General features: G+C 69.9%; 11 protein-coding genes. 6 read left to right on the forward strand and 5 right to left on the reverse strand.

Going from position 1 to position 12,421, the window contains the following annotated elements; translation table 11 throughout:
- A complete protein-coding gene (locus AC1DWR_RS05225; protein ID WP_477612867.1) occupies positions 1–798 on the reverse strand; it encodes a hypothetical protein in 798 nt (265 codons plus the stop codon).
- A 204-nt stretch (positions 799–1,002) separates the two neighbouring features.
- On the opposite strand from AC1DWR_RS05225, the gene serB reads away from it, so the two are divergent.
- From serB to cphA, 3 genes are read left to right on the forward strand one after another with little or no spacing between them, the layout of a single operon-like run.
- Complete coding sequence (gene serB / locus AC1DWR_RS05230) at positions 1,003–2,226, forward strand: phosphoserine phosphatase SerB (protein WP_477612866.1); 1,224 nt, start codon at positions 1,003–1,005, stop codon at positions 2,224–2,226.
- Between the two features lie 16 nt (positions 2,227–2,242).
- Positions 2,243–3,112: a cyanophycinase gene (locus AC1DWR_RS05235; RefSeq protein ID WP_477612865.1), complete on the forward strand. Its 870-nt coding sequence runs from the start codon at positions 2,243–2,245 to the stop codon at positions 3,110–3,112.
- 38 nt (positions 3,113–3,150) lie between these two features.
- On the forward strand, positions 3,151–6,006 hold the full coding sequence (gene cphA, locus AC1DWR_RS05240; protein ID WP_477612864.1) for a cyanophycin synthetase: 2,856 nt from the start codon (positions 3,151–3,153) through the stop codon (positions 6,004–6,006).
- Positions 6,007–6,012: 6 nt separating this feature from the next.
- Here cphA and AC1DWR_RS05245 read toward each other — a convergent pair whose 3' ends face one another.
- From AC1DWR_RS05245 to fabG, 3 genes are all read right to left on the reverse strand, one after another.
- A complete protein-coding gene (locus AC1DWR_RS05245; RefSeq protein ID WP_477612863.1) occupies positions 6,013–8,271 on the reverse strand; it encodes a tetratricopeptide repeat protein in 2,259 nt (752 codons plus the stop codon).
- 45 nt (positions 8,272–8,316) lie between these two features.
- On the reverse strand, positions 8,317–9,075 hold the full coding sequence (fabI, locus tag AC1DWR_RS05250; RefSeq protein ID WP_477612862.1) for an enoyl-ACP reductase FabI: 759 nt from the start codon (positions 9,073–9,075) through the stop codon (positions 8,317–8,319).
- 62 nt (positions 9,076–9,137) lie between these two features.
- Positions 9,138–9,848 (reverse strand): 3-oxoacyl-[acyl-carrier-protein] reductase, encoded by a 711-nt coding sequence (fabG, locus tag AC1DWR_RS05255; protein ID WP_477612861.1) that lies wholly within the window; start codon positions 9,846–9,848, stop codon positions 9,138–9,140.
- 122 nt (positions 9,849–9,970) lie between these two features.
- Between fabG and AC1DWR_RS05260 the strand changes: the two genes are divergently transcribed.
- Both AC1DWR_RS05260 and AC1DWR_RS05265 read left to right on the forward strand, forming a co-directional pair.
- Positions 9,971–10,291: a DUF3099 domain-containing protein gene (locus AC1DWR_RS05260; RefSeq protein WP_477612860.1), complete on the forward strand. Its 321-nt coding sequence runs from the start codon at positions 9,971–9,973 to the stop codon at positions 10,289–10,291.
- On the forward strand, positions 10,291–10,500 hold the full coding sequence (locus AC1DWR_RS05265; protein ID WP_477612859.1) for a hypothetical protein: 210 nt from the start codon (positions 10,291–10,293) through the stop codon (positions 10,498–10,500). Before AC1DWR_RS05260 ends, AC1DWR_RS05265 begins: the two co-directional genes overlap by 1 nt.
- Positions 10,501–10,546: 46 nt before the next feature.
- Here the strand turns inward: AC1DWR_RS05265 and moaA are convergent, their stop codons facing one another.
- A complete protein-coding gene (gene moaA, locus AC1DWR_RS05270) occupies positions 10,547–11,593 on the reverse strand; it encodes a GTP 3',8-cyclase MoaA (protein ID WP_477612858.1) in 1,047 nt (348 codons plus the stop codon).
- 32 nt (positions 11,594–11,625) lie between these two features.
- On the opposite strand from moaA, the gene AC1DWR_RS05275 reads away from it, so the two are divergent.
- On the forward strand, positions 11,626–12,420 hold the full coding sequence (locus tag AC1DWR_RS05275; protein ID WP_477612857.1) for an SURF1 family cytochrome oxidase biogenesis protein: 795 nt from the start codon (positions 11,626–11,628) through the stop codon (positions 12,418–12,420).
- Position 12,421 lies beyond the last annotated feature (1 nt).

Below are 12,421 nucleotides of genomic sequence, written 5' to 3' on the forward strand. Positions count from 1 at the left end.
TCAGGACCTACAGGTCTTGTAGTACGAATCGTATGCCGGCAGCGACGCGGCTCCACCCGTTGCCGGCATCCTGGCCTTGTAGCACTTCTTGAGTCGGATGGCGGTGTTCACAGTGCTTTTCACGTCGTCCTTGACCAGCAGGTATATAGCGCCGCAGGTGATCTTGGCGGTGGCCGTGGGAACGAAGCCGCACAGTAACCCGGGGATCTGGCTCGAGTTGGTGTCCATGAAGTTCTTGAGCTGCCACGTCTCTGACCAGGACATCTCGACGTAGTAGATCGGCGTGTAGTACCACCAGCCCGCTGTAACCCACGGATCCATGACTATCGGGAACGCCGCCCCCTTGGTGTCCACGACCTGGCGCAACGAGCGGCCCTCGACGACGAAGCGCGTCTTCAGGAAATGACCCTTTGCGTCGACCGCCCACGGACGCTCAACGTGGCCCTCGGTGACCCCGTCTTCGTTCTTGATCTCGAGCGTGCCGTCAATGGCCGGAGCCATCGTCCAAGCCTCCGGGATGACGTTCTCGAACACGCCGTCGGTGCGCCCCTGCGGCAACTCTGCGACCAGCCTCAGCCCGACGCCGTCGGCCTGAGCCCACGTCCGCAGGCCTCTAGCAGGCGCTATTGCCTGGCCGCCCTTGTTCAGCCCGGCGCTTGGCACACCCTCGCCGAGCTGGCCGGTCCGCGCCACGACCATGTCGGCCGCGAGGTCTGGCGCCTCCGCTCCGCTGGCGGGCGCGCTCACGCCGGAGACGAGCCCGACTGACACGATGACGAGACTGATGATGCGCTGCATGCCGCTCCCCTTTTGACGCCCGTCGCTCCGGACGCGTTCGAGGAACATAGATCCTTATGCCGGTCCATGACCATGACTGAGCATGACTGACTAGATCTATATCTCACCGTTATCTATGTGGTGCTTGTACACCGGGGGTGCGGGACCTGGTCGCATGGCGAGACTCCCGCCTGGGCGGCTGACCGGCGTCGATAGTCTGGAGCCGTGCCCGAGCTGACCGCGCAGACGCTGCTCGTGACCATCTCCGGTGAGGACCGGCCGGGCGTCACCAGCACGTTCTTCGACGCCATCGCCGACGTCGGCGCGGAGGTCCTCGACCTCGAGCAGGTGGTGGTCCGTGGGCACCTGACGCTGGCGATGCTGCTGTCGGCGGGGGACGCCGAAGCGCGACTGCGCTCGGTCCTGACGTCGGTGGGCCGCGACCTCGACCTCAAGGTCAAGATCAAGGTCGGCACCGGCGACAGCATGCACCGGCGCAGCGGGCGGGCCGCTGTGGTCGTCCTCGGGGCGCCGCTGCGGGCCAGCGGCGTCGCCGCGATCACGGCACGCATCGCCTCGCACGGTGCCAACATCGACCGCATTCGTCGGCTGTCGCGCTATCCGGTCACCACGGTCGAGTTCGACGTCTCCGGTGCTGACGTCGATCGACTGCGGCGTGAGCTCGCCCTCGAGTCCAGCGTCCACGGCCTCGACATCGCGGTGGCCGCCGGCGGGTTGGCGCGCCGCGGTCGACGTCTGGTGGTGATGGACGTGGACTCGACACTGATCCAGGACGAGGTCATCGAGCTGCTGGCCAGCCACGCAGGCCGCGAGGCCGAGGTGGCGGCAGTGACTGCCGCCGCCATGCGCGGAGAGCTCGACTTCGCCGACAGCCTGCGGGAACGAGTCGCCGCCCTGGAGGGCCTACCCGTGAGCGTGCTGGACGAGGTCCGTGCCGCCGTCCAGTTCACGCCCGGTGCGCGCACCCTCGTCCGGACCCTGAAGCGACTCGGGTTCACGGTGGCCATCGTGTCCGGCGGCTTCATCGAGATCGTCGAGGACCTCGCTCGCGAGCTCGGCATCGACCACGCCCACGCCAACCGGCTCGAGGTGCGCGACGGCATACTCACCGGCCACCTGGTCGGGGACATCGTGGACCGGGCGGGCAAGGCCGCAGCGCTTCGCCGCTTTGCCGCCGAGGCGGGCCTGCCGCTCTCGCGCACCGTGGCGATCGGTGACGGGGCCAACGACCTCGACATGCTGCAGGCGGCCGGCCTCGGCGTCGCCTTCAACGCCAAGCCCGTGGTCCGCGAGCAGGCCGACACCGCCGTCAACGTGCCCTACCTCGACGCGGTGCTCTACCTGCTCGGGATCACGCGTGAGGAGATCGAGGAGGCGGACGAGGCGGACGGCACGCCGACCCCCGCTCCGCCGATCCCCACCCCCTGACTCCTAGGCTGACGCAATGGCAAGTACGCAGGGCCGCACGGTCCGCAAGGTTCCCACCCTGTTCATCATCGGCGGAGCGGAGGACCGGGTCGGAAAGGCAACGGTCCTGCGCCGGTTCGTCCGACTTGCTGGGGGCAGGCGGGCGCGGATCGTGCTGATCCCCACCGCGTCGTCGTTCGAGGACGAGGTCGTCGCCTCCTACCGCGAGGTGTTCACGCGTCTGGGTGCCCCGGACATCGAGGTCGTGAACCCACCCAACCGCGCATCCGCCCAGGACCAGGAACTGGTCGCCCTGCTCGACCAGGCGACCGGTATCTTCATGAGCGGCGGCAGCCAGCTCAAGCTCAGCCAGCGGTTCCCGGGCACGCCGCTGGGGGAGGCCCTGGCCCGCGCCCACGATCGCGGTGCCGTCATCGGCGGGACGTCGGCCGGGGCCTCGATCATGAGCCAGTTCATGATCTCGATGGGCGAGGAGGGCGTGACGCCCCGACAGCGCTACGGGCAGCTGACGGCGGGGCTCGGGCTCATCGACGGTGTCATCATCGACCAGCACTTCGCCCAGCGCTCCCGGTACGGGCGGCTGATGTCCATGGTCGCCGCCTCGCCCAACCTGATCGGCGTGGGCATCGACGAGGACACGGCGATCGAGGTGCGCGACCGGCGCGTCTTCACCGTGCACGGCAGCGGCGTGGCCTTCGTCCTCGACTGCCGCGCCGCCGAGTCCGATGCCCCGGACGCCCGCAGAGGTGCCCCCTTGATGGTCTCGGGCGCTGTGGTGCATTCACTCCCCGCAGGCGCTACGTTCGACCTCTCCGAGGTTCGCCTCGTCGACTTCGTCGAGAAGCACCCCGATGTCGCGGTGGCCCTCGCGACGGCCAAGGCCTGACCCACCGCCTCGCACTGCCCGACCCGCAAGGAGATCCCATGGCAGATCGCCCCACCCCCACCGGCCCCCCGGCACCCGAGCTCTCGATCGTCGAGTCCCGGGTCTACCGCGGCGGGAACATCTGGTCGTACAGCCCGGCGATCCACCTGGTGGTCGACCTGGGGGTGCTCGAGGCCTACCCGACCGACACGCTGACCGGGTTCACCGACCGACTCCTCGAGCTGCTGCCCAACCTGGAGAACCACACCTGCTCCCGGGGCGTGAAGGGCGGCTTCATCGAGCGGTTGCGCGAAGGCACCTGGCTCGGACACGTCGCCGAGCACGTCTCGCTCCAGCTCCAGCAGGAGGCGGGGCACGACCTGCGGCGCGGCAAGACACGCGCGGTCAAGGGTCAGGCCGGGGTCTACAACGTCATCTACGACTACGCCGACGAGGCTGTCGGCCTGGCCGCAGGTGTGCTCGCAGTGCGGCTGGTCAACCACCTCGTGCAGGCCGAGGAAGGGTTCGACTTCGCCGAGGAGCTCGACCTCTTCCTGAGGCGGGCGCAGCGGACGGCCTTCGGCCCGTCCACGGGTGCGATCCTCGAAGAAGCGATCTCGCGCGACATCCCCTACATCCGGCTCAACGCGGCCTCGTTCGTGCAGCTCGGCCAGGGCGTCCACGCCCAGCGGATCCGCGCGACCATGACCTCCAAGACCGGTGCCCTGGCCGTCGACATCGCCGGCGACAAGGACATGACCACCCGGCTGCTGGGCTCTGCCGGGCTCCCGGTGCCCAAGCAGGAGACCGTGCGCACGGCCGACGGCGCAGTGGCCGCCGCCAAGCGGATCGGCTACCCCGTGGTCGTCAAGCCGCTGGACGGCAACCACGGTCGGGGTGTGTGCCTTGACCTGACCACGGAGGAGCAGGTCCGCGCGAGCTTCGTCATCGCCGAGGGCGAGTCGCGGCGTGGTTACGTCATCGTCGAGTCGCTGGTCACGGGTCGCGACTACCGCTGCCTCATCGTCGGCGGCAAGATGCAGGCCATCGCGGAACGCGTGCCCGCCCACGTCATCGGCGACGCCAGCCACACAGTGGCCGAGCTCGTGGAGATCACCAACGCCGATCCGCGCCGTGGAGTGGGCCACGAGAAGGTGCTGACCCGGATCAAGGTCGACGACGCGGCCACAGCACTCGTGCGGGACCAGGGCTTCGAGCTCGACGACGTGCCGCCCAAGGACCAGATGGTCAAGCTGGCCCTCACGGGCAACATGTCGACCGGTGGCATCTCCGTGGACCGGACCTTCGACGCGCACCCGGACAACGTCGAGATCGCCGAGGAGGCGGCCCGCATGATCGGGCTCGACGTCGCGGGCATCGACTTCATCTGTCCCGACATCGCCTCCCCCGTCCGCGAGACGGGGGGCGCGATCTGCGAGGTCAACGCGGCCCCGGGTTTCCGGATGCACACCCACCCGACCGTCGGCGAGCCGCAGTTCATCGCCAAACCGGTCGTGGACCTGCTGTTCCCACCCGGCTCCCCCTCACGGGTGCCGATCGTGGCGGTCACCGGGACCAACGGCAAGACCACAACGTCGCGGATGATCGCCCACATCTTCAAGGGCATCGGACGCAAGGTCGGCATGACCTCGACCGACGGCATCGTCATCGACGAGCGCCTCGTCTACAAGGCGGACGCCTCCGGTCCTCGCTCGGCACGGATGGTCCTGCAGAACCCACGCGTCGACTTCGCGGTGATGGAGGTGGCCCGCGGCGGCATCCTGCGCGAAGGGCTCGGCTACGACCGCAACGACGTCGCGGTGGTGACCAACGTCGCCCCTGACCACCTGGGAATGAAGGGCATCGACACCCTGGCCCAGCTCGCCGACGTCAAGGCCGTCGTCGTGGAAGCGGTGCCCCGCAACGGTTTTGCGGTGCTCAACGCCGACGACGAGCTCGTCCGCAAGATGCGTCGCAAGTGCTCGGGCGGCATCGTGTGGTTCTCGCTGCAGCCGCCCGGCAGCAAGGTCCGCGAGTTCATCGAGGACTACTGCCGCCGTGGCGGTCGCGCCGTCGTCCTCGACCACACCGACCGCGGCGACATGATCGTGATCAAGCACGGACGCCGCTCGATGCAGCTCGCGTGGACCCACCTGCTGCCGTCGACCTTCGGCGGCACGGCGAAGTTCAACGTCGCCAACGCCATGGCTGCGGCTGGCGCGGCGTTTGCCGCGGGCGCCGGGCTGCACGAGATCCGCCAGGGGCTGCGGACCTTCACCACGAGCTACTACCTCTCCCCCGGGCGGATGAACCTCGTCAACGTGCACAACGTGGACGTGTTCGTCGACTACTGCCACAACGCGCCAGGCATGCGGGTGCTCGGCGAGTTCGTGGAGAGCTATGCCGACCAGAAGGCCGGCCAGTCGGATCTCGGCAAGGTGTCGCGCATCGGCATGGTGTCGACAGCCGGTGACCGTCGCGACGACGACATGCGTGAGCTGGGCGCTCTCGCGGCTCGCCACTTCGACGTCGTGGTCGTCCGTGAGGACGAGCGCAAGCGCGGGCGGCCCGCCGGTCAGACGGCAGACCTCATCGCCGAGGGCGCAAAGGGTGAGATCGGCAAGGAGGGCGTGCGCTGCCGTCAGGTGGAGATCGTGCTCAACGAGGTGGACGCGGTGCGACACTGCATGGCGCGAGCCAACCCCGGGGACGTCGTGGTGCTCTGCGTCGACCAGCACGCGGAGGTGCTCGGTGAGCTGGAGTCGATGACCAAGCACGCCCAGGCCGGCGCCCACAACAAGCAGGGCATCGGCGACCCGGACCTCGACCCCGTCGAGATGCAGTCCGAGGCCCAGCAGTCGGGTGACGAGGCGGCCGCCGCCGAGGCTTCCGAGGTCGAGCCAGCCACCACCTGACCGAGGTCAGCGCTCGCGCAGCTCCGCGGCATACCCTGACAGGGCACGCTGGTAGGCGAGGGCGTCGTCGTCGCCAGCATGGTGCAGCAGCACGTCGATGAGGTCGGCGACGGAGGACTCGGCGTGTCCGCTGTCGACCCCCGCGAGGGCGCGGAAGGCCTCGACGGCCACGCTGCCCGGCCGCTCGGCGCTGAGCTCGGTGAGCAGCGAGTAGGCCAGCTCGGGCTGCCCGGCCACCCGCAGGCTCGATGCCAGCTGGATGCGCGCCCGGTGGCGCTGGGGTTCGCGCAGGCCCGAGGCGAGGGACTCGCGGTAGAGCGGGATGGCGTCCTGCTCCTTGCCCGCCGCGTCGAGCGCGCTGGCGTGCTCGAACACCAGCCGCGGGTCGGACGGGCGCTGGCTCCGCAGGAGGGCGATGGCGTCGATGCGTCGCTGGTCGTCGACCAGCTCCCACACGCCGGCGATCTCCGCCTCGAACTCGTGCTCACCCCGAGCCGCGACCACCTTGGCGCGGATGTCGTCGGCCGTGTCCGGGGTGGCGCCCTGCTCGGCGAGCCAGGACGCGACCTGGGCGCGTTCGGCGTGGCACATCAGCGCCACGACGTCGCCGTCCGCGGCACCCGGCACCAGGGCCTGGAGTCCGGCGAGCTCGGTGTCGTACGACTCGATGTCGGACACTCCGGCCCTCGCCAGGCCGTTTCGCAGGTGCGACTCCAGCTCCTCCATGGTGCGCCCGCGCAGGTAGTGCTCCTTGTGCGCCGCGACGATCCGGTCGGCCCGGAGCCCGGCCACCTCACCGATCGACTCGAGCAGGTCGTCAGTGCGGTCCCCGGCCAGGCCCAACCCGAGGTGCACCTGACCTCCGGGGACCTTCAGGCCATGGGCGACGTCCATGAGGGCTTCGAGACCGGCTTCGTTGTGCGCCAGGTCGACGATGACCGTGATGGCGGACTGGTCGCCGCGCCGCAGCGTGTAGGTGTTCATCCGGCCGGGGTTGAGCTTGTCGTCCGGCGCGAAGGTGCGCAGTCCCTCGACCACCGCGTCGCGCGGAAGCCCGAGCCCGAGGGCTGCAGCCGCTCCCGCAAGGGCGTTGGCGATGTTGTGCTCGGAGAGTCCGGACAGCGTTGCCGGGACGTCGAGGATGCTGACCAGCCGGTCGGGGTCCTGGCCGTTCTCCAGCACCGTGATCGACCCGTCGAGGACTGTGATCGCGCGGCCACCGCTGTCGAGCGACTCGCGGATCGCGGGGGCGTCGGAACGCAGCGTGAAGACCCACGGCCTGGCCTTGATGCCGTTGCGCATCGCCCACACGCGGGGGTCCTCGCCGTTGAGCACGACCCAGCCGCGAGGCTTGGTGGCCTTGGTGACGATCGCCTTGACCTCCGCCAGCTGGTCGACGGTGTCGATGCCCTGGAGACCGAGGTGGTCCGCGGAGACGTTCGTGACGACGCTGACGTCGTTGGCGCTCACCCCCATTCCCTTGAGCAGCATGCCGCCCCGCGCCGTCTCGAGGATGCCGAGCTCGACGCCGGCGGCGTTGAGGACGGCCCGTGCGCCGGCGGGACCGGAGTAGTCGCCTGACTCGACCACCTCGCCCTGCACGACGATCCCATCGGTGGACGACCAGGCCGTGCGCAGCCCGGCGGTCATCCCGATGTGGCCGAGTAGTCGGGTGGTCGTGGTCTTGCCGTTCGTGCCGGTGATCGACGCCACCGGGATCCGCGGCTTGAGGAGCGCGGGACGCGCACCCGGCTCGGTCTGCCCGATGACCAGGCCTTCGTGCTCGATGACGTCGCTGCCCTCGAGCCAGGCCTGCAGGACCGGACCCACTCCGAGCCCGAGCGCGCGCGCCCGCGTGCGACGGCGCCATACGAAGGCCATCACGACACTGGCCGGAGAGCTGCCGGGACGGACCCGCACACCCAACCGGGTCGTCCCGCTCGCGGTCGCGAGCAGGCGCACGGCACGCTCGACCAGACGCATCACGAAGCGCTGGCGCTGCTCGGTGCCCGGAGCGCCGGGACGGGCGCTGCGCAGCTCGATGCGGGCCGCCAGGGCGGCGAGGACACTCTCGTCGGCGGAGAGGTAGCCCGGCAGCTCGAGGCTGACCTTGATCGCGGGCTTGGCGAAGTACAGGTTGGGACCCTCGAGTACCCGCACCTCCGTCACGGCGACGGCGGGCGCCGAAACAGGCTCGGAAGCCGACCACGGGGCGTGCTCCGGAACAGGCTCGGAGGCGGGCTCAGCGGCGGGCTCAGACGTCATGCATCCGAGCCTAGTAGCGGCTGGTGGGAGGGCCAGCGGGGGCGGTCACTGCCCCATCGCGTGGACGCCGCCGTCGACGTGGACGATCTCGCCCGTCGTCGCCGGGAACCAGTCCGACAGGAGCGCAGCACAGGCCTGGGCCGCCGGAACCGCGTTGTTCACGTCCCACCCGAGCGGCGCCCGCGTGTTCCAGGTGTCCTCGAAGGTCTGGAATCCCGGGATCGACTTGGCTGCCGTGGTGCGGATCGGGCCGGCCGCGACGAGGTTGCAGCGGATCCCCTTGGGCCCGAGGTCGCGGGCGAGGTAGCGGTTGGTCGACTCGAAAGCCGCCTTGGCGACGCCCATCCAGTCGTAGACCGGCCAGGCGAACTTGGCGTCGAACGTGAGCCCCACGACGCTGCCGCCGTTGCTCATCAGTGGGAGCGCAGCCACCGCAAGGGACTTGAGCGAGTAGGCCGAGGCGTGCATCGCCGTCGAGACGTCCTCAAAGGTGCCCTCCATGAAGTTGAAGGCGCCCTGGGGGGCGAAGCCGATCGAGTGAAGGACCCCGTCGAGGCGGTCGACGTGTTCGCCCAGCCGTCCGGCCAGGCTGTCGAGGTCCTCCGGGTTGGTCACGTCGAGCTCGATGACCGGCGGCGTGGTCGGCAGCCGCTTGGCGATCGTCTGGGTGATCTTGAAGGTGCGACCGAAGGACGTGAGCACCACCTCCGCACCCTGCTCCTGCGCGATCTTCGCGACGTGGAACGCGATCGAGGAGTCCATCAGGACTCCGGTGATCAGGAGCTTCTTGCCCTCGAGCAGCATGTCTGGTGCCTTTCGCTGGGAGTTCGTCGTGGGGTCAGTGTGTGGTGAGAGTGGGACTGGGCTCAGTGGCCCATGCCCAGGCCCCCGTCGACCGGGATCACCGCTCCGGTGATGTATGCCGCGTCGTCACCCGCGAGGAAGCGCACCGCTGCGGCGACCTCCTCCGGCTGTGCGAACCGACCGGCGGGGATCGTGGCCTGGTAGGCCTTCTTGCGGTCCTCCGGGAGCTCGGCCGTCATGTCGGTCTCGATGAAACCGGGGGCGACGACGTTGGCGGTGATGCCGCGGCCACCGAGCTCGCGGGAGATGGACCGGGCCAGTCCCACGAGCCCGGACTTGCTCGCCGAGTAGTTGGTCTGGCCGGGTGAGCCGTAGAGCCCGACGACGCTGGAGATGAAGATGATCCGCCCCTTGCGCTGCTTGATCATCCCCTTCACCGCGCGGCGCGCACACCGGAAGGCTCCGGCGAGGTTGGTGTCGATGACCACGTCGAAGTCCTCGTCGGACATGCGCATCAGCAAGGTGTCACGCGTGACCCCGGCGTTGGCCACCAGGACCTCGATGGGGCCGCCCCAGATCGCTTCCGCCTCGGTGAAGGCCTGGTCGACCGATGCGGAGTCGGTCACCTCGCAGCGCACTCCTTGCAGACCCTCGGGCGGTTCCCCCGAGCGGTGCGTGATCACGACGTTGTCGCCTGCCTCGGCCAGAGCCTTGGCGATGGACAGGCCGATCCCGCGGTTGCCTCCGGTGACCAGCACGTTGCGGCCTGCCATGGATGTCCTCCGTGTGTCTCGGGCGGTGCGTCCGGCGGGCGCGCACCCGCGCTGCGCCTCCGGTCGCGACCTTATCGACTACCCATGGGTACACCGCATCCTGCGGCGCCTATCGTGGACATGTGCCGCGCGCCCACCGCCACCGCCACGACGAGGCCGTCGTGCAGTCGGTGACGTCCGTGCCGGAGTCGCTGGCCGAGGAGCAGGCGGGCCGGATCCGCCGCTACCTGATCACCATGGGCATCCGCACGGCATGCTTCATCGGCGCCGCGGTGACCGCGACGCAGGGCGCTCCGTGGTGGCTCTGGGGCAGCATGGCGGTGGCCGCGATCGTGCTGCCCTACGTCGCGGTGGTCCTCGCCAACGCCGTGCGGCCGCGCCCGCAGGGGTCGTCGGCACCGGTGACGCCGCGCGGCGACGGCCCCGAGCAGATCGGTCGTTGATGGACTCGATGGTCTGTAGTGCCAAGGGATGCCGCAACACCGCGACGTGGGCGCACCTGTGGAACAACCCCACACTCCACACAGTCGATCGCCGCAAGGTCTGGCTGGCCTGCGACGACCACCGGACCTCACTCGGTGAGTTCCTCTCCATCCGCGGGTTCCTCATCGAGACCGTCCCCGCCGACGCGATCCCCGAGACCGCGGGCTGAGCCCGCCGTCCCGCTGGTCGAGACGACGCGGCAGGTTCTGGAGGCCCTAGCCGCCGATGGCGGACATGGGGCGGTCCGGCTGGACGAAGTCGGCCGTGCCGATGCCGTGCCCGGGGGCCTTGCGCCACATCTCGCCCTGGATCAGGGCCGCGAGCTCGTCGTCGCTCGCGCCGCCCCGCATCGGACCGAGCAGGTCCGTCTCCTTCTGGGAGAACAGGCAGTTGCGCACCTGGCCGTCGGCGGTCAACCGGGTGCGGTCGCAGGCTGCGCAGAAGGGCGCGCTGACACTGGCGATGATGCCGACCGTGACGGGGCCCCCGTCGACGAGGAAGCGCTCGGCAGGGGCACTGCCGCGATCGGCAGCCGGCAGCGCAGTGAGCTCGAACCGCTCCCCCAGCCGCTCCCGGATCTCCTCGGAGCTGATCATGGTCGAGGCGTCCCACCCGTGCTGGGCGTCGAGCGGCATCTGCTCGATGAACCGCAGCTCGTAGCCGCGGTCGAGGCACCACTGGAGCAGGTCGGCGACCGAGTGGTCGTTGATCCCCCGCATCGCGACGGCGTTGACCTTCACCGGTGCCAGGCCCGCGGCGGCCGCGGCCTTGAGGCCGAGCTCGACGTCGTGGAGGCGGTCTCGGCGGGTCAGGTCGGCGAACTCCTTCGGGTCGACGGTGTCCAGGCTGACGTTGACCCGGTCCAGTCCCGCATCGGCCAGGGGCTGGGCCAGGCGGTCGAGGCCGATGCCGTTGGTGGTCATGGCGATCCTGGGCCGAGGCTCGAGGGCTGCCACACGCCGCACGACGTCGACGAGTGAACGGCGAAGCAACGGCTCGCCCCCCGTCAGCCGGATCTGCTGGATCCCCAGACCCACGAACACCCCGATCACGCGCACGAGCTCGTCGTCGGTGAGCATGTCGGGCTTGGCCAGCCACGGCAGGCCCTCGGCCGGCATGCAGTACCGACAGCGCAGGTTGCACCGGTCGGTCACGGAGACGCGCAGGTCGCGAGCCACCCGGCCGAGCTGGTCCGGCAGGCCCACGGTCCCCTCGGGGGCGCGGGTCTCACCGCGCACACTGGGGAAAGGAAGGCCCGTCATGGTCCCTAGCCTAAGCCGGGTACCGTGAAGCAGTGGTCAAGGTGCTCACATCGCGTCGGTGGCTGGGTGCCTTTGGGGTCGCCCTGGCCTTTGCGGTCGCCGCGTACTTCCTCGGACAGTGGCAGTGGCACCGATACGAGGCCAAGGCTGCGCGGGCCGACCGCATCCACGCGCACTACGACGCCGAGCCGCGTCCGGTGACCGAGGTGCTGGGCACCAGGCCCATGCCGCTCGCCGAGGACTGGACCCGGATCACCATGCAGGGCCGGTATGCCGCGGACAAGACGTTGCTGGTCCGCAACCGTCCCTTCGACGGCACGTATGGGTACGAGGTGCTGGTCCCCTTCGTCGAAACCACGGGTGCCACCGTGCTCGTCGACCGCGGCTGGGTGATGAACGCCGAGTCCGCGGAGACGCTGCCGGCCGTGGTGCCCTCGCCGACCGGGACGGTCACGGTGACCGGCTGGCTGCGCCGGTCGGAGCCCTCACTCGGCAAGAGCCTGCCCCCCGGCCAGGTCGCGAGCATCAACCTCGCCGAGGCGAGCCGGCAGGTCGGAGCCCAGCTGCTCGGCGCGTACGTCGTCCTGGAGGTGGAGCGGATGCCCGACGGCACGGCACCGGCACGGCCGACGGCCCTGGAGCCACCGGACACGGACCTCGGACCGCACCAGGCCTATGCGTTCCAGTGGTGGTTCGCGATGGTGGCAGGGTTCGTGCTGGTCTGGTTCGGCGCCCGACGCGAGTACCTCGAGGGTGACGACGCGCCGCAGCGGTCCGCCCCCGTCAAACCGAGGAAGGTCCGGATCTGGGACGAGGAGGACGCCTGAC

This window comes from Pedococcus sp. P2_E2, assembly GCF_056403955.1.

Bases quoted from the DNA above. Each gene is read 5' to 3' on its own strand.
- AC1DWR_RS05225 (WP_477612867.1), bottom strand. From the start codon at position 798: ATGCAGCGCATCATCAGTCTCGTCATCGTGTCAGTCGGGCTCGTCTCC.
- AC1DWR_RS05235 (WP_477612865.1), top strand. From the start codon at position 2,243: ATGGCAAGTACGCAGGGCCGCACGGTCCGCAAGGTTCCCACCCTGTTC.
- cphA (WP_477612864.1), top strand. From the start codon at position 3,151: ATGGCAGATCGCCCCACCCCCACCGGCCCCCCGGCACCCGAGCTCTCG.
- AC1DWR_RS05245 (WP_477612863.1), bottom strand. From the start codon at position 8,271: ATGACGTCTGAGCCCGCCGCTGAGCCCGCCTCCGAGCCTGTTCCGGAG.
- fabI (WP_477612862.1), bottom strand. From the start codon at position 9,075: ATGCTGCTCGAGGGCAAGAAGCTCCTGATCACCGGAGTCCTGATGGAC.
- fabG (WP_477612861.1), bottom strand. From the start codon at position 9,848: ATGGCAGGCCGCAACGTGCTGGTCACCGGAGGCAACCGCGGGATCGGC.
- AC1DWR_RS05265 (WP_477612859.1), top strand. From the start codon at position 10,291: ATGGACTCGATGGTCTGTAGTGCCAAGGGATGCCGCAACACCGCGACG.
- moaA (WP_477612858.1), bottom strand. From the start codon at position 11,593: ATGACGGGCCTTCCTTTCCCCAGTGTGCGCGGTGAGACCCGCGCCCCC.